The organism is Streptococcus sp. A23 (assembly GCF_043674155.1).
GTDB classification, from domain to species: domain Bacteria; phylum Bacillota; class Bacilli; order Lactobacillales; family Streptococcaceae; genus Streptococcus; species Streptococcus suis_V.
Window position 1 is genome coordinate 56,718 of sequence record NZ_JBIMJP010000013.1, and the last position, 18,295, is coordinate 75,012.

The following is an 18,295-nucleotide window of genomic DNA, read 5'->3' on the forward strand; positions in this document are numbered from 1 at the left end:
TTCTATATTATATCAAAAATTCCTTCTAATTTTTTTCAAAATATCGTCTCTTTTCGCTTGCATTCTTAAAAACATTATTGTATTATGTAATCAGAACAAGAACACAGGGAGTCTGTCTCCCAGAAAGGATTCTCTTATGGCTTGGAAATTTGATAACAATATGCCCATCTATATCCAAATCACCAATACAATTAAATTACAAATTGTAACCAATCAATTAAAACCTGGAGATAAGTTGCCAACCGTGCGGGACCTGGCTGAAATTGCCGGTGTCAACCCAAACACGGTCCAGCGGGCCCTGTCCGACTTGGAGGCAGAAGGTTTTGTCTACTCCGTCCGCACAACAGGCCGCTATGTGACAGACAACCAGGAACTGATTACTCAGACCCGCCTCCACCTGGCGCAAAAGGAATTGGAAAACTTTGTCAACAATATGCTGGACCTCGGTTTTAGCCAGGACGAATTGACCGAACGATTGGATGATTATTTGAAAGGAATTAGCTATGAATAACCCATATACTTTAGTCGAACTGCAACAAGTTTCAAAATCTTATGGCGGAGCTGTTGCCCTCAACAATGTCAACCTGAAATTAGGCGCTGGAAAAATCATCGGTCTCTTAGGACCAAATGGTTCTGGTAAGACGACGTTAATCAAACTCATCAATGGACTATTGCAACCTGAGTACGGTCAAATCCTTATCAACGGCCGCACTCCTTCACCAGAGACCAAGGCTATCGTGTCCTATCTGCCAGATACGACCTATCTGAACGAACATATGAAGGTTTCAGATGCCCTCACATTCTTCACGGATTTTTACGCAGATTTTGACAAGGAACGGGCCATCCATCTCTTGCAGGACCTAGGAATTGACCTCAACGCCCGTATGAAACACCTGTCAAAAGGAAACAAGGAAAAGGTGCAGTTGATTTTGGTCATGAGCCGCCAGGCCCAGCTCTATGTCTTGGATGAGCCAATCGGTGGTGTAGACCCTGCAGCCCGCGACTACATCCTCACAACCATTGTCAACAACTATTCACCTACTTCTTCTGTCATCATCTCTACCCACTTGATTTCAGATGTAGAGCAAATTTTGGATGAGGTCATCTTTCTTCATTATGGAAGTGTTATTCGTCAAGGAAATGTCGACGATTTGCGGATTGAAACGGGTGAGTCTATCGATCAACTCTTCCGTCAGGATTTCAAAGCTTAGTCAAATAGGAGATAATTATGTTTAAGAAATTGGTAAAATACGAATTCCAATCTGTGGGCAAGTGGTACTTCGGCATCTATGCCGGAACCCTAGCTTTAGCCACTGTGCTTGCTTTTTGGGTACAAGCCATATCCAGCCGTTCTGATCAGCCTGAAATAGCTGAAGGGATTTTCGTGGGATCCGCCTTCATGATTTTCGGTATCCTAGTAGCAGCCCTCTTCCTCTCAACCTTCCTTATGATTATCAATCGTTTCCGGAAAAATGTCTATGGTAGAGAGGGCTATTTGACCATGACCCTACCTGTCACTGAGCACCAAATCATCCTCAGCAAGCTCTTTGCCTCTCTAGTTTGGTATCTCTTGTCTGGTGTTACAGCCGTTCTTTCCATTGGTATCGTCATGACAGTCCTCCTGATAAACACCGGCGAGGTTCTTCCAGATCTACAAGTTGTTCTGGAACAGATAAATGTGGCATCACTAGCTAGCTACTTAATTGACAGTTTTATCGGTGCCATTACTTGGATTCTGCTTATCTATTTTTCAGTTTCTGTCGGTCAACTCTTCAAGGACCACCGTCTCCTGTTCGCGATTATCACCTATATCGGTATCACAGTCGTGGTCGGCATTTTGACGAATCTGCTGTATTTAAATAATCTGGAAGGAATGTTCGGTTCACCCTTATCACTCTATCCAAACCCAGTAATGGTCCTAATCAACATTATATTGGCCTTCGCCTACTACTTTGGTACCCATTACATCATGACCAAGAAATTGAACCTACAATAAAAAGAAAAACGCTCTCTGCCAGTTACTTTTGTAGCTAGTAGAGAGCCTTATTTTGCAAAAGAAAAAGAACAGTCAATGCTGTTCCTTCATTCTATACGGAAGACATGGGATTCGAACCCACGCACGCTGTTACACGCCTACCGCGTTTCCAACACGGCCTCTTGAGCCTCTTGAGTAATCTTCCATATATGGAGCTGGTGGGAGTCGAACCCACGTCCAAACACCTGCTAACTTATTCGTCTACAACCATAGGTTATGCATTTGCTTTAATCAGACTGACGAGACATAACTCAACTCTTCAGCTGACGAGCCTATGAAACTCTTTTGATTTAGCTAGGCAATAAATCAACGTAGCTTGCTATTTTAAGACCAATCAGCAAACACAAGCAATTCGCGACTGGTCACGCAGGCAGGTTATTAAGCTGCTAATGCGTAAGTGTTTGTATTTTTTGCAGTTATATTTAACTGGCATTTTTACATCTGCCGATGAGTTGCAGAACAAGCCTCATAATGCCTGTCGAATCCGTAACAACCCCGTAGGTTTGATACTTGGTTAGTATAACAGATTTTAGTAAAAATTGCAAGACTGCAATCGCTTAATTTCATTTTCAAATTTTCTAGAAATATGGTAAAGTAATATCATGTACAAATTCTCTCAAAAAGCCATCCAGGTCCTAAGCGTTCTAACCTTGATTGGAACGGCTGTTTTCCTCTTTTGGCTCTATAAAATCGGGATTCTAAATGACCAAAATATCCTCAGTCACTTCATCAAGAGTCAAGGGGCACTGGGTAGTCTGTCCTTTTTATTGCTACAAATCATTCAGGTTGTTTTCCCTATCATTCCCGGTGGTGTTACTACTGTTGTCGGATTTCTAGTATTTAATTTTTGGTGGGGCTTTTTCCTAAACTATGTCGGCATCTCCATCGGAAGTATTATTCTCTTCTGGTTGGCTCGTCGGTATGGAAAAAAATTCTGCTTATTGTTTATGAGTGAAGAAACTTTTTACAAATACGAAAGCAAAATTGATAACAAACGTGGTTATGAAATTTTCTTCATATTATGTATGCTCTCACCCATTTCACCTGCTGATATTGTTGTCATGATTTCAGGCTTAACCAGTATGAGTTACCGAAAATTTATCACTATCACACTTCTCTGCCGTCCGGTTTCCATCGTTGCCTATAGTTATTTTTGGATTTATGGTAGCCAGTGGTTACAACAATTCTTACAATAAAAATATCCTCATCTATCCGTTTAGATGAGGATTTTTTAGTGACGACCTTAGTTATAAAAGGTTCCATTTTTTGCATATACTCTGTAAATTCCATCTTTTTGTCGAACAAAGCGAAAATCTACGAATGTTTGCTTTGAACCAGATCCATTTTTGTAAAATATTTGAAGTTCTTTCCTTTCTTCGAAAATTCCTCCTCCATAAGCAAACAGAGTAGCTTCATATGGAAGACCTCCCAAAGCAATCACCTCTTCATAGCTCATCCCGCCTTGTCCTGTATTGCTATCTCCCACGATGACTTGCTGAAACACTTCTTTGGTCCACAAATTCGTATTTGGATCTGCTTCCTTGGTCGGGAACTGATCATCTGGTAAATAAAAGACTTCCTTATTCATTAAATAGTAGTCTGAACCATTTTTATAAAAGACCAATTTAAGGTTTCGCTGGTCTTCATTGATCCCATACTCCATAGCAGCGTAAGTTAAAAATAAGTATTCTTCTGAATATTCGCCGAATCTAGCTGATGAAGGTTTTCCATATTTCTCAATGATATCCGACAAACTATCCCCAGTGGCATCCTCTTTCATCCCAGTTACCAAACTATCATAGTCTTTCAGTGTCCAATTAAAACTAAATTCTTCTTGTGTAGCAGTCAATCCGCGCGTAAAGTCTGTCACGCCTGTGTCACTAGCTTCTGTCCAAGTTTGACTGACCGCTGACGAAAACTGCCGATCCGTACTCACAGAACTTGGAGAATAGGTTGAACACTATTGACAAATAGACCTGTACATGTGCGGTCTACGATCTCTGAAAAGTCCCCAGTCCAAGCGCTCACGCGCTCCCTTGTCCAAATCATAAGTAGCAAGCAAGACAACTTCTTCCTCTCGTCCCGCTTGTTCAATCAATTCACCTGTTTCATCAGTCATAAAGGACGAACCATAAAAACGCAGGCTAGAAGATTGGCCGCCATTTTCTACAGAAGGCCGTACTTTTTCCAAGCCAATTCGATTGGCCGCAATGACAGGTGTGATATTGGCTGCAGCATGACCCTGCATAGTCCGCTGCCAATGACCTTGGCTATCAGTATCCAAAATCGGCTCCGAACCAATAGCTGTTGGGTAAAAGAGTAATTCTGCTCCATTCAGAGCTAGACAGCGAGCCGTTTCTGGAAACCATTGATCCCAGCATATTCCGATACCAAACTTGGCATAACGAGTTTCCCAGACTTTAAATCCAGTATTTCCAGGTGTGAAGTAAAACTTCTCCTGGTAATAATGATCGTCAGGAATATGGGTCTTGCGGTAAACTCCCAAAACTGTCCCATCCGCATCAATAACTGCAATCGAGTTATACAGGCTATTGCCATCCTTTTCATAAAAAGAAACGGGCAAAACCACCTGCAATTCCTTTGCAATAGGAATAAAGTGCTGAACAGCATCATTTTCTTCTACAGACTTGGCATAGTTATAGTAATCATACTGGCGTTCTTGACAAAAATAAGGACGCTCAAAAAGTTCGGGTAGGAGGATAATCTGCGCTCCCTGATTAGCAGCCTGTCTGACCAAACGCTCTGCGGTCGCCAGATTTCCCTCAAGATCCTGACTACACTGCATCTGAACAGCTGCAACAGTAACATTTCTCATATTATTTATCCTTTTCATAAATTCTTTATGGGAGATAGAATGTTCCTGAGATAAGGAAAGACGGTACAGGCTATACTAGAGTATGCCAAACCGACTTGACGCAATATCAGGGACATTTAGCCCCATAAAGAGGAATTTGCTGGGTAATACAATGAACATTCCCACCCCCAAGTAGGATGTCGCGAGCTGGAATGCCGACGACTTTTCTGGTTGGAAAAAGCTGCGCTAGGAAATGCAGTGCCTGCGCATCATGCTCATCATCAAACTGGGGCACCAGAACCACACCGTTGCTGACGTAGAAATTCACATAGGAAGCCGCCAAACGTTCGCCAGCTGTCCGTACTTCTTCCCCCGCTTCATAAACATAGCCTGGCAAGTCCTCTTCTGTTACTAGAATTGGATACTTGGGGATAGGCAGTTTATGGACGATCAACTTTCTGCCCTTGGCATCCACTTGCTTTTCCAAGTAGTCCAAATCAGCTTTGGACATGGCATATTGGGGGTCTGCCTCATCATCCGTCCAAGCTAAAACTATCTCGGCTGGACCAACAAAGGCCGCAACATTGTCCACGTGTTCATTGGTTTCATCTTTGTAGATACCATAAGGCAACCAAAGGACCTTTTCAGCACCTAAGCAGTCTAAGAGAACCTGTTCAATCTGGTCCTTGGTCAGATGGGGATTACGGCCTGGGCTGAGTAAACAGGATTCGGTCACCATGATAGTTCCTTCACCGTCACTGTGAATGGCTCCGCCCTCAAGAACAAAGGGATGGGCATCATAGACAGGCAAATCGAGAGCCTGACTAAAGCGGCTGGCCACCTGATCATCTGCCTCATAATCCTGATAAAGACCATCATAGCTTCCGCCCCATGCGTTAAAAGCCCAATCGACAGACAAAGCTCTGCCATTTTCATGGACCAAAACCGTCGGACCTGTGTCACGCGCCCAAGCATCATTTGTTGGAATATCTAGGTAAGTGATGCCATCACCCAGCATAGACTGGGCTTCTTGACGATGTACTTCATCGACCAAGAGATAGACCTGCTCGCTTTCAGCAATGCTTTTAATAACCTGGCTAAAGGATTTTTTTGCCCCCTGACCATCAAAGGGCCAGGATCCTGGACGGGTCGGCCACACCATGAGGGTTCCATGATGGGGCTCATACTCAGCAGGCATGCGGTAACCCGCTGCTTTTGGACTTTCTATCATGATAACCTCCCTTTAAAATCTTCATAACCAAATTCCTTGATAATACGGCAGTCACCAGACTTGTCCATGAGGGCCAGACTTGGCAGACCGATGCCGTTGAAGGTATTATTTTTAACAAAAGAATAGATTGCCATGTCCTCAAAATAGAGTTTGTCACCAATCTCCACAGGCTTTTCAAAGGAATAATCGCCGATGATGTCGCCCGTCAGACAGGTATTGGAAGACAGTCGGTAAGTATAGGCCTTTTCACCAGCCTCAAAGCCATGGCGAAGCGGTGGACGATAAGGCATTTCCAAAACATCTGGCATGTGACAGGTCGCAGAGGCATCCAAGACCAAGGTTTCAATACCATTTTCCACAATATCCAGCACTTCAGTAACCAGATAACCTGCATTGAGAGCAATAGCTTCTCCTGGCTCGATATAGACTTCCAGCCCATAAGTTTCCTGCATGTGTTGAATTGAGGAAATCAGCAATTCTACATCATAATCTTCTCTTGTCACATGATGGCCTCCGCCCATATTGAGCCATTTGACTTTGTGAAGATAGGGACCGAATTTATCCTCAACAGCATCTAAGGTCGTTTTCAAATCATCGGAATTTTGCTCGCAAAGAGTGTGAAAATGCAGGCCATCCACCAAGTCCAGCAGATCTTCTGAAAACTGGTTAATGCGAACACCAAAACGAGAACCCGCTGCACAAGGGTCATAGAGTGCATGTTCACCTTGGGTGGAACATTCTGGATTGATCCGCAGGCCGACACTAACTCCAGCTGCTCGGCATTTGTCAACGTGCTTGCGGAGTTGGCGCTCTGAGTTAAAGACGATATGGTCTGCAATTTCCAAAATCTCCTCCAAATCCGCATCCTTGAAGGCTGGAGCAAAAACATGGACTTCGCCCCCAAATTCCTCACGACCCAGCTTGGCTTCATAGAGACCTGATGCGGTGGTTCCAGCAAGGTATTGACTAATTAGTGGATAGGTGGCATACATGGAAAAGGCTTTTTGGGCCAAAAGTACCTTACAGCCTGTGCGGTTTTGGACAGACTTGAGAATTTCTAAATTGTTGACCAGCCTTGCTTCGTCAATGACATAGGCTGGCGTTGGGACTTGATCAATTCTCATCTAGTCCACCAAAACTGGGTTTTCTACTACCTGCCAAGGTAGACCATACTGGTTGAGCAAGTCCATAAATGGATCTGGATCCAATTCTTCCAAGTTAAAGACGCCCGGCTGTTTCCAAGTGCCGTCCATGACCAACTTGGTACCAATCATAGCTGGAACACCGGTTGTATAAGAAATAGCCTGTGAACCTACTTCCTTGTAACATTCCTGGTGGTCACAAACATTGTAGATGTAAATAGTCTTCTCTACACCGTCCTTGATGCCTGTGAAAATACAGCCGATATTGATCTTGCCAACGGTACGAGGACCAAGGCTAGCAGGGTCTGGCAATAATGCTTTGAGGAATTGGATAGGCACTACTTCTTGTCCGTTGAAATTGATAGGGTCTGTCCGCAAAAGACCAACATTTTCCAAGCATTTCATGTGGGTCAAGTAAGACTGACCAAAGGTCATGAAGAAGCGAATGCGTTTAACACCTGGAATATTCTTAGCCAGCGATTCGATTTCTTCATGGTGGAGGAGGTACATATCCTTCTGCCCCACTTCTGGGAAGTCATATTCTCGCTTGATCGACATGGCTTCGACTTCCACCCATTTGCCATTTTCCCAGTAGGAGCCTGGGGCAGAAACCTCACGCAAGTTGATTTCAGGGTTGAAGTTGGTCGCAAATGGATAACCGTGATCTCCACCGTTACAATCTAGGATGTCGATATAGTGGATTTCATCGAAATAATGTTTCAATGCGTAGGCAGAAAATACACTAGTCACACCCGGATCAAATCCGGATCCCAAAAGAGCTGTCAGCCCTGCTTTTTCAAAACGTTCCTTATAAGCCCACTGCCATGAGTAGTCAAAGTAGGCTGTAAAGCCTTCTTCCGCACAGCGTTTTTCGTAGATCGCCCGCCATTCTGGGTCTTCTGTGTCCTCGCACTCGTAGTTGGCGGTGTCGATGTAGTCCACACCTGTCGCCAAGCAGGCATCCATGATGGTCAAGTCTTGGTAGGGAAGGGCCACGTTCAAGACAGCTTTTGGCTGGTAGCTTTCAATCAAGGCAATCACTTCTTCCACCTTGTCCGCATCTACTTGGGCAGTTTCGATTTTTACGGCTGTTTTTTCTTCCAAAACAGCCTTCAAATCATCACACTTGGACTTGGTCCGGCTGGCAATCATGACTTCCTTGAAGGTATCTTCTGCCTGACAAACCTTGCTGATGGCAACCTGAGCAACTCCACCACAACCAATCACTAACAAACGACTCATTATTTTTTCTCCTCTTCTTCTAAAATATCTTCGACATAGCGGGGCAAGAGAAATGCTCCAATATGTAAGTTTGCGGTATAGTATTCTGTGAAAAGCTGACGCGCCTTCCATTTTTCCTTATCATAATCTTCAATGGGATGGTATTTTTTAGAGGCAAAGCCAAATAACCAATAGCCTGCCGCAGATGTCGGAATATGGGCCTGATAGACTCGGCTGATAGGGAAGGATTGGGCCGCCTTTCTGTGCATAGAACGAAAAGCAGACTCATCTTCGTCATAAAATGGCGAACCATGTTGGTAAACCATGATCCCATCTTCCTTCAAAGCTCGGTAGGCATTACCATAAAATTCCTTGGTAAAGAGTCCTTCCGTATGCCCAAATGGATCAGTCGCATCATTGATGATGATGTCATATTCATTTTCACAGTTGCGCAAGAACCGCAGGCCGTCCTGCAAATAAACCTCTACACGCTCATCTTCAAGTCCTGATGCATAGTCTGGGAAATACTGACGACACACTTCAACCAATAACTCATTCGGCTCTACTACATCAATACGTTCGATTTCAGGATACATACTGAGAACTTGGGCAACACCACCATCTCCCCCACCCAGAATCAAGATTTTCTTGGGATTGGGATGAACTGCCATGGGCACATGAACAGCCATCTCGTTGTAGACAAAATCATCTGCGTCTGAAAAGAGAACCCGACCATTAAGGGTCAAAATCTTTCCAAAGGCTGGCGAGTCCAACACAGCTATATCTTGGTATTCGCTTTTTCCAGCATAAAGTTGTTGGCTGGTCCGAATGGACAATTTTACATCTGGCGTTTGAACTTCTGAAAACCACATTTCCATCTTTAACCCTCCTTAATGACATTGATGAAATTAATATCTGGATCTTCTGTACCTTGGACGGAGCAACCACGCTCCTTGGCAAAGATGATGTAGTCAACAATTTCTTGGGTCACTCGTTCACCTGGAGCTAAAAGCGGAATACCAGGCGGATAGCACATGACAAATTCCCCACAGACCTGACCAACTGCTTCTTGCAGGGAACGGCTTTCCCGCTCTGCATAAAAGGCTTGCTGCGGTGACAAAACCAGCTGCGGCTGGATGTACTCCCCTGAAATCAAATCCGAACCATCGCGTGAGTAAAGACGCTTGATGTCAGCCAATGCTCCCACCAGCCGCTCAATGTCCTGCAAGCGGTCACCGATTGAAATATAGGCCAAGATATTGCCAATGTCGCCAAATTCAATCTGGATGTCGTACTCATCCCGCAACAAATCATAGACTTCAATCCCTGTCAGACCAATGCCCTGCGTATAGATGGAGAGCTTGGTGACATCGAAATCATGCACCGTTTTACCATCGATCAATTCTTTTGAATAGGCATAGTAGCCACCGATAGCGTTGATTTCACGGCGAGCATACTCAGACATTTCAATGACTTTTTCAAAAGATTCTTTGCCACGAAGGGCCAGATTTCTCCTTGAAATATCCAAACTAGCCAGCAAGAGATAGGAGGCAGATGTAGACTGGGTCAGATTGATAATCTGGCGGACATACTCCACATTCATATCAGGACCGACCAATAGGAGCGAGCTCTGGGTCAGGCTGCCACCTGATTTGTGCATGGAAACAGCTGCCATATCAGCCCCAACATCCATAGCCGCCTCTGGCAATTTTTCCGAAAAATGCAAATGCGCACCATGGGCCTCGTCCACCAATACTTTCATGCCTGCTGCATGAGCTTTCTCAGTCAAGGTACGCAGGTCTGAGCAGATACCATAGTAGGTCGGATTGTTGATCAAGACAGCAACCGCATCAGGATGCTCAGAAATCGCCCGTTCAAAGGCATCATTTTCCAAGGAAAGAGCAATGCCAATCCGTGACTCCACGCTCATATCCACATAGACAGGGATGGCACCACAGAGAACTAGGGCATTGAGGGCTGACTTGTGGACATTTCGAGGGAGGATGATTTTATCGCCTGCCTTACAGGTCGCCAGAATCATGGTCTGGACGGAAGAGGTAGTCCCTCCAACCATGAGAAAGGCATGACTGGCACCAAAGGCTTCTGCCGCCAATTCCTCGGCCTCCCGGATAATGGACACAGGATGCCCTAAGTTATCCAAGGGTTTCATGGAATTGACATCAATCCCCACGCATTTTTCGCCAAGTAGTTCTACTAATTCAGGATTTCCCCGACCCCGTTTGTGTCCAGGCACATCAAAGGGAACAATCCGTTTTCGGCGTAACTGTACCAATCCCTGATAAATAGGGGCTTGGTGTTGATTTTTCATATTGAAAAACTCCTTTGCTTGATGGAACTCCTACCCCTTTTTAAACAAGTAAAAAGAGCAGGGTTCATCCTGCTCTACAATCCAAATTGACGTTTTTTATTCTTCTCTTGAGTTTATGTGCCTACCGTTTCCTACTCTCCAGTGCAAATATATACGTACTTTATTGACCGTTTCACAAGATGACGTGTGCTTTCACCACACTGACAAAATTAGAAATTAGGAAATTCTTCCCAACATCAACTTATAAAATGTAGGCTTTTAACCCTATCAATAATGTGACTTACGCCACGCTTCGGCATTCGACCCGCCTGTCCGTAGGCTTTGGTTATGATCAATAGCAGAGCTACTGATCCCATATAGGTCTGATATTTGCTAGAATAGCTATAATAACTTTTCCTAGGCATGATAAGTGTACCATCATTCCTACTATTTAGCAAGAACTTTTTGATAGTTTCAACAAAATTATCAAAAAAATCCGTACAAAAACAGAAAAAACAGTCTCAATATTCGAGACTGTTTAATTATTTAATCCCAAGTGCAATTCGAGCATAACGACTCATTTTTTGAACAGTCCAAGCTGGTGACCAAACCAGTCTCACATCTACTTCTGTTACTTCAGGAACATCCTTCAGTACATCATGAATTTGATCGGTAATTAGATCAGCTAATGGACAGCCCATGGTCGTCAAGGTCATATCAATTTCAGCCTTGCCCTCAATAAAACGAATTTCATAGACCAAACCAAGATTGATAATATCAATCCCAAGTTCTGGGTCAATCACATCTTCAAGAGCTTGAAAAATACGCTCCTGAATGTCTTTAATCTGATCTTCTGTATAAGCCATTTTCAATCACTCTCTTTCTTTGCTAAAAATATAACTGGTATCAACAGCCCGGGGAAATAAGACTAACGGAAGTCAGTCTGAGTTTGTAGACAAGGTCTCTTTTGGGCTCCACTCACAAAATAAACTAAATTTTTATTTTTTCTTAGCAGAGCTACTTACTTTATTTACCTAGAACATAGTTTGTCTACGTTCTAAGACTAACGGAAATCAGTATCCTTGTAATTCACCGGACATTAGCACACTATCTTATTTTCGGGCGGGTTTCAACAGTCTGGGGAGAGACTATTGAAAGTGGGAAATAAAACTGACGAAAGTCAGCATCCTCGCGCTAAACGTCCATTAGACTTATCTCGCTCTCGAGTTTTCAGTGAGCGACCTGATAAGTACCAATGGCATACGCTCCCATTCCTATTTCAAGGGGAGCAGTTGATTTTGTCTCCCAGACAGCCTGCTCTCTTATTTTCAAGCAGGCTTCAACAGTCTGGGAGACTGTTGAAGGTTGGAGATGAAACAAACGAAGTTTGTGTCAAAACCTCCCCCGGAGGTTAGCCTCGCTTTCCTATTTCTAGGCTCGGGTTAAAACACCACGTTAGTGGTGTTTTAATCCTCAATAAAATCTCTGAGTGGTTTGCTGCGAGATGGGTGGCGGAGTTTGCGGAGGGCTTTGGCTTCGATTTGGCGGATGCGTTCGCGGGTTACGTTAAAGACCTTGCCCACATCTTCCAAGGTGCGCATTTTTCCATCATCCAGTCCAAAGCGCAGGCGGAGAACATTTTCCTCGCGGTCAGTCAAGGTATCCAGAACCTCGTCCAATTGTTCACGGAGAACGACGCGGGTTGTGTAATCAACTGGATTTTCAATTACTTCGTCCTCGATGAAATCCCCCAAATGGCTGTCATCTTCCTCACCAATTGGTGTTTCCAGAGACACAGGCTCTTGAGCAATTTTCAAAATTTCACGCACTTTTTCAGGCGTCATATCCATACGCTCAGCAATTTGTTCTGGCGTTGGGTCTTGGCCAAGTTCCTGCAAGAGGTTGCGTTGCTCACGGACCAACTTGTTAATGGTTTCCACCATGTGCACAGGAATACGGATGGTACGAGCCTGGTCCGCAATGGCGCGGGTAATGGCCTGACGAATCCACCAAGTCGCATAGGTCGAGAATTTGAACCCTTTCGAGTAATCAAATTTATCAACGGCCTTCATCAAGCCCATATTGCCTTCTTGAATCAAATCAAGGAACTGCATACCACGACCAACATAACGCTTGGCAATAGATACCACCAAACGCAGGTTGGCCTCAGCCAAACGTTGCTTGGCCTCAGGATCGCCCGCCTCAACAGCAAGCGCCAATTCCTGCTCTTCTTCGTTGGTCAAGAGGGGAACAACACCGATTTCCTTGAGGTACATGCGAACTGGGTCATTGACCTTGGCAGAGTTGCTGCCAAGTAATTCCTCATCAGAAAGTTCTGGCTCTTCCTCTACCTGCATAGCACGCGCAGAAGGATTTCCTTCCTTGTCCACAATAGAAATCCCTGCGTCTTGGATACGCTGAAGAAGGTCATCGATGCCGTCCGCATCCAAGGTGAAAGGAATGACAAGCTGGTCATTGATTTCGTCATCTGTCGCAGAACCCTGCTTTTTATGGTTGCGGATAAATTCTGCAACTTGGACATCAAAAGTGGTCACTTCATTTTTCTTGTCTTTTTTATTTGTCATCTTTACTCCATTTGTTTTCTTCGATTGAGGAGTTCTTGCAACTCATCAAGGGCAATGTCTGTATTTCCCACATGGGAATGCTCACGAATGGCTCGTGCAGCATGCTGGTTTTCTTTTTTTAGCAATTCTCGATCCCGACTGACCAGTAATTCCTCTACTTCATGAGTAGCAACCTCCTCTGGCAAGCGTTCTTCCAGGACCCGGTACCAGGCCTGTTGGGCACTATCACTGACTTGGGATAATTCAAAGCTGGAAATCTCACCATTCTTCTTCAAGAGCTGAAAGAGTTCCTCCAATTCAGGCGTCGCAAAGGCAAAATCCTCTCTCAGCCGAAATTCGTTGAGAATATAGGGATGTTCAGCCATCCGATAGAGCAGGTGATTTTCTGTCCGAACCAGGCTAGTCACTCGCGGAACAACCTGCAGGTCCGGCAAATTTTTTGCCTCAGAAAAGGACTGTTGGGCCTGCTGACTGCGTTGCTGGCGGTGCGTGAGGCGAACGTTGTTGACCGCCTGCTCCACCTGACCATAGTCAAAATCAGACAAGAGGTCTGCTACCTTGTAGATATAGGAATTCTGGGCCGTAATAGACTTAACCTTGGCAATGATAGGGGCAATTTTTTCCACAAAATCAATCTGCATCTGCAAATTATCAGGATTTTCCGGCTTGAGATAATTGATTAAAAACTCAACCGCACTAATGCGCGATTTGGTCAAAACCTGCTCAAGAGCCACCTCAGAGTTCTTCTGCAAAAACTCATCGGGGTCCATATTATCTGGTAGACTGACAATCTCCACTTGGAAATCCTGCAATTCGTCCAAAGCCTTAATGGTAGCAGCCTGTCCCGCCTTATCACCATCATAGGTCAGGACAACCTTCTTACAATACTTGGACAGGTGGGTCACGTGCTCACGGGTCAAAGCCGTTCCCATAGAGGCTACCGCATTCTCAATTCCTGCACGATGGGCCGCAATAACATCCAGAAAGCCCTCCATCAGATAGACCTCGTGCTGTTTCTTGATGACAGCTTTTGCCCTATCCAAATGATATAGTTCGTAACTTTTATTGAAAATTGCAGTGCTTCGCGAATTTTTGTACTTGGCCAGCTGCTTATTCTCCCGGTCCGTCTCTGTCCAGATACGACCAGAAAAGGCAATAACCCGACCGTATTCGTCGGTCAAGGGGAAAATAATTCTACCGTGGAAGGAATCATAGATTCTATTATGGTCACCAGGATGGAAAAGACCCGATTGCAAGAGAGCGCCTTCCTCAAACTGGCTGGACAATTTTTGATAGAGGATATTTTGCTGGTCTGGGGCCAGGCCTATTTGAAAAGTTTTGATGACTTCATCTGTCAGGCCGCGCTGGTGGAGATAGTTTCTCGCTTCCTCTCCCATCTTGGTCGTCATGAGCAAGGCATGATAAAACTTAGCCGCCTCAGTGTGAATATCGTAGAGAACCTGGTTGGGATTGGCAACTTTCTCTGCCCGCTGAAATTGCGGATTGGTTTCTAGGACAATTCCCGCCTTTTGAGCGACAATCTGTACCGCATCCCCAAAGGTCACGCCCTTTATTTCCTCTATAAACTTGAAGACATCCCCTGACTTACCACAGCCGAAACAATGATAGAATTGCTTGTCCTCCACCACATTGAAGGAAGGAGTTTTCTCACCGTGGAAGGGACAAAGTCCCAGAAAATTGCGTCCAGCCTTGGTCAGGGCAACCGACTCACCGATAATATCAACAATATTGACAGCCTGTTTAATATCATTGATTTTTTCTTTTGATACCATCGGTCACCTCCTCACAAATACAGAGAATACGCACATTTTAACATTCTATATTGTATAACAAATTTCTAGAAATGTAAAATGTTCGAGACATATTACTTGAAAAATTAATGTAAGTGTATATAATAGATAGAGTAAAAATTTATGAAAGGACATATTTAGGATATGTTGAAAGATTTAAAAGCATTTTTGTTCCAAGGTAACGTTATTGACCTTGCTGTCGCAGTTATCTTCGGTGCTGCCTTCAAAGCCATCATCGATTCATTCGTTGCTGATTTGATTACTCCCCTCTTGTTGAACCCAGCTTTGAAAGCTGCTGGTGCAGAAAAGATTGCTGATTTGAGCTGGAACGGTGTTACTTACGGTAACTTCTTGAGCGCTATTATCAACTTCTTGATCATCGGTACAGTTTTGTTCTTCATCGTTAAAGCTGCAGAAAAAGCAATGCCTAAGAAAGAAGCTGCTCCTGCAGGACCAACTCAAGAAGAATTGCTTGCAGAAATCCGTGACTTGTTGAAAAAATAATCAATAAGATAGTGAAACAGGCTTTCCGCCTGTTTTTCTTTTGCACTATGACAAAAAGAAGATGTGAGCCAATACTCACATCTTTTCTCATCCTTCATATCCATTTGGATTTTTAGACTGCCAGTTCCAGGTGTCACGGCACATGTCTTCGATTGTTTTTTCTGTTTTCCAGTTGAGCTCTGCCAGAGCCTTGTCCGCATTAGCATAACAAGTGGCAACATCGCCAGGACGGCGTTCTACAATCTTGTAAGGCACCGGAACACCATTAACTTTTTCAAAGGCTTGTACCAACTCTAGTACGCTGGTTCCCTGACCAGAGCCGAGATTATAGGTATGAACACCAGTCTCACCAGAAATTTTCTCAAGAGCCTTGATATGACCAAGTGCCAAATCAATCACGTGGATATAGTCACGGACACCGGTACCGTCCACTGTATCGTAATCATTACCAAATACACTCAACTCCGCCCGTTTACCAACAGCTACTTGTGCAATAAATGGCATAAGGTTGTTTGGAATACCAGCAGGATCTTCACCAATCAAACCTGATTCATGAGCACCAATTGGGTTGAAATAACGGAGAAGGGCCACTGACCAGTCGCTATCTGCTACCGCCACATCACGAAGGATTTGTTCCAACATGACCTTGGTGTAACCGTAAGGATTGGTTGCGCTGGTTGGCATGGTTTCCACAAGCGGTGATGGATTGTTGAGTCCATAGACAGTTGCGCTGGATGAGAAGACAATCTTCTTGACACCAAATTCTGCCATGACTTCGACCAAGGCAAGCGTTGACATGATGTTATTTTCATAGTACATGATTGGTTTTTCAACCGACTCACCGACCGCCTTGTAGCCTGCAAAATGAATAGCAGACTCAATCGTTTCTTTCTCAAAAACCGCACGGAGGGCGTCCTTATCCGCTACGTCTAATTCATAAAAAGTCGGACGTTTGCCTGTGATTTCCTCAATGCGATCCAAGACCAAAATGCTTGAATTAGACAGGTTGTCGACAATGACAACATCTTTGCCCAATTTCTGCAATTCAACCACTGTGTGGCTACCAATATAGCCTGCTCCACCTGTTACTAAAATACTCATAGGTACTCCTTTGAATGTCCAAATAATGTATATCCATTATATGAAACTTCGCCTAAAATGTAAACAAAAAACAGCCCGAAGGCTGTCTGAAATTCAATTAGAATTTTTTACGCTTGCGAGCTGCTTCTGATTTACGTTTACGTTTTACAGATGGTTTTTCGTAGAATTCACGTTTACGTGTTTCTTGAAGAGTACCAGCTTTAGTAACCGCACGTTTGAAACGACGAAGAGCATCATCAAGTGATTCGTTCTTGCGTACTACTGTTTTTGACATTTTTTTCACTCCCCTCAATTTCAAAGTCCTAACTATTTTACTACTAAAAACTATCTTTGTCAATGATTTTTCATGATAAATCTGAAAAATTATCCTAGTCCGAAAGTTCTATAATGAAGTTAGCCACCCCAACCTAGCCAAAAAACAGCTGTTTCAACTGGTTCAGCTGTCTGTTCTGGTTTCGTTTGTTAACAGGCTTGGACCTGTTAGGCTGGTTTACCAAGGCGAATGAGAGCCTTGGCTGAGCCAACAAAACAGGTTCAAGGGTACCTGTTGACAAATGAAAGTTCCTTGTAGGTAAAAGAAAACACCTCCGTGTTATACTTGTAGTTCACCACAAACACAAGGTAGGAAGACACGGAGATGCATACACATTATACACCAAAAGGAAAACATTTGACAATCGAAAACCGCAGACAAATTGAACGGTGGAAAGGCGAAGGGAAATCCAATCGGGAAATCGCTCGCTTATTGGGAAAGGCTCCGCAGACCATTCACAATGAAGTGATACGAGGGACGACCCTACAACAAGTCCGAAAAGGTCGCTTCAAAAAACTCTATTCCGCTGATTATGCCCAAAATCTGTATGAGAAAAATCGGAAAAAGTCCGTTAGAAAACTGAGCTTAACAAAGGAACTCGCTGATAAAATTCGGCACTACAATATGGAAAAATTCTCGCCTGAAATGATGGTTAGAACCAAGGACATCAATGTGGGGATTTCAACCATCTACTACTGGATTCACAAGGGGCATCTCGGCTTGACCAAGAAGGATATGCTTTATCCTAGAAAAGGGAGGACTACCAAAAAACAGGCGAGTCCAAACTTTAAGCCTGCTGGAAAGTCAATTGAAGAGCGGCCAGAGGTGATCAATCTTCGACTGGAGCTTGGACACTATGAAATTGACACGGTTCTATTGACGAGAGCGAGAAACAAATGCCTTTTGGTCTTGACGGACAGGAGAAGTCGCCACCAAATCATTCGATTGATTCCAAATAAATCGGCTGAGGCTGTGAATCAGGCCTTGAAAATCGTCTTGAAGGAGTTCCAAATCAAATCCATTACTACAGATAATGGAACCGAGTTTAGTCGCTTGTCAGAAGTGTTTCTGGAGGAATATATCTACTACGCTCACCCTTATTCCTCTTGGGAGAGAGGCACGAACGAGAATCACAATAGGCTTATCCGACGATGGTTGCCGAAAGGAACCACAAAAACGACCCCGAAAGAAGTCGCTTTTATCGAAAATTGGATCAATAACTATCCCAA

18 protein-coding genes, 1 tRNA gene and 1 other RNA gene are annotated in these 18,295 nt (G+C 44.0%); 6 read left to right on the forward strand and 14 right to left on the reverse strand.

Features of this window, described 5'->3' with window-relative positions:
* Window positions 1-136 precede the first annotated feature (136 nt).
* From ACHBIE_RS08130 to ACHBIE_RS08140, 3 genes are read left to right on the forward strand one after another with little or no spacing between them, the layout of a single operon-like run.
* Complete coding sequence (locus ACHBIE_RS08130) at window positions 137-511, forward strand: GntR family transcriptional regulator (RefSeq protein ID WP_105122307.1); 375 nt, start codon at window positions 137-139, stop codon at window positions 509-511.
* Window positions 504-1,211 carry an ABC transporter ATP-binding protein gene (locus tag ACHBIE_RS08135; RefSeq protein ID WP_394733124.1) on the forward strand — a complete coding sequence of 236 codons (708 nt, stop codon included), beginning with the start codon at window positions 504-506 and terminating at the stop codon, window positions 1,209-1,211. The genes ACHBIE_RS08130 and ACHBIE_RS08135 overlap by 8 nt, the downstream gene beginning before the upstream one ends.
* A gap of 17 nt (window positions 1,212-1,228) precedes the next feature.
* A complete protein-coding gene (locus ACHBIE_RS08140) occupies window positions 1,229-1,996 on the forward strand; it encodes an ABC transporter permease (RefSeq protein WP_394733125.1) in 768 nt (255 codons plus the stop codon).
* Window positions 1,997-2,092: 96 nt separating this feature from the next.
* On the opposite strand, the gene ACHBIE_RS08145 is transcribed toward ACHBIE_RS08140, so the two are convergent.
* Together ACHBIE_RS08145 and ssrA are read right to left on the reverse strand one after the other, a co-directional pair.
* Window positions 2,093-2,180: transfer RNA gene (locus ACHBIE_RS08145), tRNA-Ser, on the reverse strand.
* A 2-nt stretch (window positions 2,181-2,182) separates the two neighbouring features.
* Window positions 2,183-2,532: a transfer-messenger RNA gene (gene ssrA / locus ACHBIE_RS08150) on the reverse strand.
* A gap of 105 nt (window positions 2,533-2,637) precedes the next feature.
* Between ssrA and ACHBIE_RS08155 the strand changes: the two genes are divergently transcribed.
* Window positions 2,638-3,231, forward strand: coding sequence for a TVP38/TMEM64 family protein (locus tag ACHBIE_RS08155; protein ID WP_394733126.1), 594 nt, complete (start codon window positions 2,638-2,640; stop codon window positions 3,229-3,231).
* Window positions 3,232-3,278: 47 nt separating this feature from the next.
* Here the strand turns inward: ACHBIE_RS08155 and ACHBIE_RS08160 are convergent, their stop codons facing one another.
* The 10 genes from ACHBIE_RS08160 to dnaG form a co-directional block, all read right to left on the reverse strand.
* Window positions 3,279-3,884: a hypothetical protein gene (locus tag ACHBIE_RS08160; RefSeq protein WP_394733127.1), complete on the reverse strand. Its 606-nt coding sequence runs from the start codon at window positions 3,882-3,884 to the stop codon at window positions 3,279-3,281.
* A gap of 111 nt (window positions 3,885-3,995) precedes the next feature.
* On the reverse strand, window positions 3,996-4,871 hold the full coding sequence (gene aguB, locus ACHBIE_RS08165; protein ID WP_394733128.1) for an N-carbamoylputrescine amidase: 876 nt from the start codon (window positions 4,869-4,871) through the stop codon (window positions 3,996-3,998).
* Between the two features lie 106 nt (window positions 4,872-4,977).
* Window positions 4,978-6,081: an agmatine deiminase gene (gene aguA, locus ACHBIE_RS08170; protein ID WP_394733129.1), complete on the reverse strand. Its 1,104-nt coding sequence runs from the start codon at window positions 6,079-6,081 to the stop codon at window positions 4,978-4,980.
* A complete protein-coding gene (gene nspC, locus ACHBIE_RS08175; RefSeq protein ID WP_394733130.1) occupies window positions 6,078-7,205 on the reverse strand; it encodes a carboxynorspermidine decarboxylase in 1,128 nt (375 codons plus the stop codon). The genes aguA and nspC overlap by 4 nt, the downstream gene beginning before the upstream one ends.
* Window positions 7,206-8,465 carry a saccharopine dehydrogenase family protein gene (locus tag ACHBIE_RS08180; RefSeq protein WP_394733131.1) on the reverse strand — a complete coding sequence of 420 codons (1,260 nt, stop codon included), beginning with the start codon at window positions 8,463-8,465 and terminating at the stop codon, window positions 7,206-7,208.
* Complete coding sequence (gene speE / locus ACHBIE_RS08185) at window positions 8,465-9,322, reverse strand: polyamine aminopropyltransferase (RefSeq protein WP_394733132.1); 858 nt, start codon at window positions 9,320-9,322, stop codon at window positions 8,465-8,467. Before speE ends, ACHBIE_RS08180 begins: the two co-directional genes overlap by 1 nt.
* Window positions 9,323-9,324: 2 nt before the next feature.
* Window positions 9,325-10,773, reverse strand: a complete 1,449-nt coding sequence (locus ACHBIE_RS08190; protein WP_394733133.1) for an aminotransferase class I/II-fold pyridoxal phosphate-dependent enzyme — start codon at window positions 10,771-10,773, stop codon at window positions 9,325-9,327.
* 521 nt (window positions 10,774-11,294) lie between these two features.
* Window positions 11,295-11,618 (reverse strand): metal-sulfur cluster assembly factor, encoded by a 324-nt coding sequence (locus tag ACHBIE_RS08195; protein ID WP_105111871.1) that lies wholly within the window; start codon window positions 11,616-11,618, stop codon window positions 11,295-11,297.
* A 600-nt stretch (window positions 11,619-12,218) separates the two neighbouring features.
* A complete protein-coding gene (rpoD, locus tag ACHBIE_RS08200; protein WP_105111872.1) occupies window positions 12,219-13,337 on the reverse strand; it encodes an RNA polymerase sigma factor RpoD in 1,119 nt (372 codons plus the stop codon).
* 2 nt (window positions 13,338-13,339) lie between these two features.
* Window positions 13,340-15,130 (reverse strand): DNA primase, encoded by a 1,791-nt coding sequence (gene dnaG, locus ACHBIE_RS08205; RefSeq protein WP_172059462.1) that lies wholly within the window; start codon window positions 15,128-15,130, stop codon window positions 13,340-13,342.
* Window positions 15,131-15,292: 162 nt separating this feature from the next.
* Here dnaG and mscL point away from each other — a divergent pair, with 162 nt between their 5' ends.
* Window positions 15,293-15,652, forward strand: a complete 360-nt coding sequence (gene mscL, locus ACHBIE_RS08210; RefSeq protein ID WP_105111874.1) for a large conductance mechanosensitive channel protein MscL — start codon at window positions 15,293-15,295, stop codon at window positions 15,650-15,652.
* 87 nt (window positions 15,653-15,739) lie between these two features.
* On the opposite strand, the gene galE is transcribed toward mscL, so the two are convergent.
* Both galE and rpsU read right to left on the reverse strand, forming a co-directional pair.
* Window positions 15,740-16,753 (reverse strand): UDP-glucose 4-epimerase GalE, encoded by a 1,014-nt coding sequence (gene galE, locus ACHBIE_RS08215; protein ID WP_172008831.1) that lies wholly within the window; start codon window positions 16,751-16,753, stop codon window positions 15,740-15,742.
* A gap of 97 nt (window positions 16,754-16,850) precedes the next feature.
* On the reverse strand, window positions 16,851-17,027 hold the full coding sequence (gene rpsU / locus ACHBIE_RS08220; protein ID WP_000048054.1) for a 30S ribosomal protein S21: 177 nt from the start codon (window positions 17,025-17,027) through the stop codon (window positions 16,851-16,853).
* Window positions 17,028-17,390: 363 nt separating this feature from the next.
* Here rpsU and ACHBIE_RS08225 point away from each other — a divergent pair.
* Window positions 17,391-18,295 (forward strand): IS30 family transposase (locus tag ACHBIE_RS08225; RefSeq protein WP_394733134.1); only part of this gene is annotated, 905 nt, incomplete at its 3' end.

What these genes read in the sequence shown, in the direction of transcription:
- ACHBIE_RS08180 (WP_394733131.1), bottom strand. Translation starts at nt 8,465, where the DNA reads ATGAGTCGTTTGTTAGTGATTGGTTGTGGTGGAGTTGCTCAGGTTGCC.
- rpsU (WP_000048054.1), bottom strand. Translation starts at nt 17,027, where the DNA reads ATGTCAAAAACAGTAGTACGCAAGAACGAATCACTTGATGATGCTCTT.
- ACHBIE_RS08190 (WP_394733133.1), bottom strand. Translation starts at nt 10,773, where the DNA reads ATGAAAAATCAACACCAAGCCCCTATTTATCAGGGATTGGTACAGTTA.
- aguA (WP_394733129.1), bottom strand. Translation starts at nt 6,081, where the DNA reads ATGATAGAAAGTCCAAAAGCAGCGGGTTACCGCATGCCTGCTGAGTAT.
- nspC (WP_394733130.1), bottom strand. Translation starts at nt 7,205, where the DNA reads ATGAGAATTGATCAAGTCCCAACGCCAGCCTATGTCATTGACGAAGCA.
- mscL (WP_105111874.1), top strand. Translation starts at nt 15,293, where the DNA reads ATGTTGAAAGATTTAAAAGCATTTTTGTTCCAAGGTAACGTTATTGAC.
- ACHBIE_RS08155 (WP_394733126.1), top strand. Translation starts at nt 2,638, where the DNA reads ATGTACAAATTCTCTCAAAAAGCCATCCAGGTCCTAAGCGTTCTAACC.
- speE (WP_394733132.1), bottom strand. Translation starts at nt 9,322, where the DNA reads ATGGAAATGTGGTTTTCAGAAGTTCAAACGCCAGATGTAAAATTGTCC.
- rpoD (WP_105111872.1), bottom strand. Translation starts at nt 13,337, where the DNA reads ATGACAAATAAAAAAGACAAGAAAAATGAAGTGACCACTTTTGATGTC.
- aguB (WP_394733128.1), bottom strand. Translation starts at nt 4,871, where the DNA reads ATGAGAAATGTTACTGTTGCAGCTGTTCAGATGCAGTGTAGTCAGGAT.
- ACHBIE_RS08140 (WP_394733125.1), top strand. Translation starts at nt 1,229, where the DNA reads ATGTTTAAGAAATTGGTAAAATACGAATTCCAATCTGTGGGCAAGTGG.
- ACHBIE_RS08130 (WP_105122307.1), top strand. Translation starts at nt 137, where the DNA reads ATGGCTTGGAAATTTGATAACAATATGCCCATCTATATCCAAATCACC.
- ACHBIE_RS08195 (WP_105111871.1), bottom strand. Translation starts at nt 11,618, where the DNA reads ATGGCTTATACAGAAGATCAGATTAAAGACATTCAGGAGCGTATTTTT.
- ACHBIE_RS08135 (WP_394733124.1), top strand. Translation starts at nt 504, where the DNA reads ATGAATAACCCATATACTTTAGTCGAACTGCAACAAGTTTCAAAATCT.
- dnaG (WP_172059462.1), bottom strand. Translation starts at nt 15,130, where the DNA reads ATGGTATCAAAAGAAAAAATCAATGATATTAAACAGGCTGTCAATATT.
- galE (WP_172008831.1), bottom strand. Translation starts at nt 16,753, where the DNA reads ATGAGTATTTTAGTAACAGGTGGAGCAGGCTATATTGGTAGCCACACA.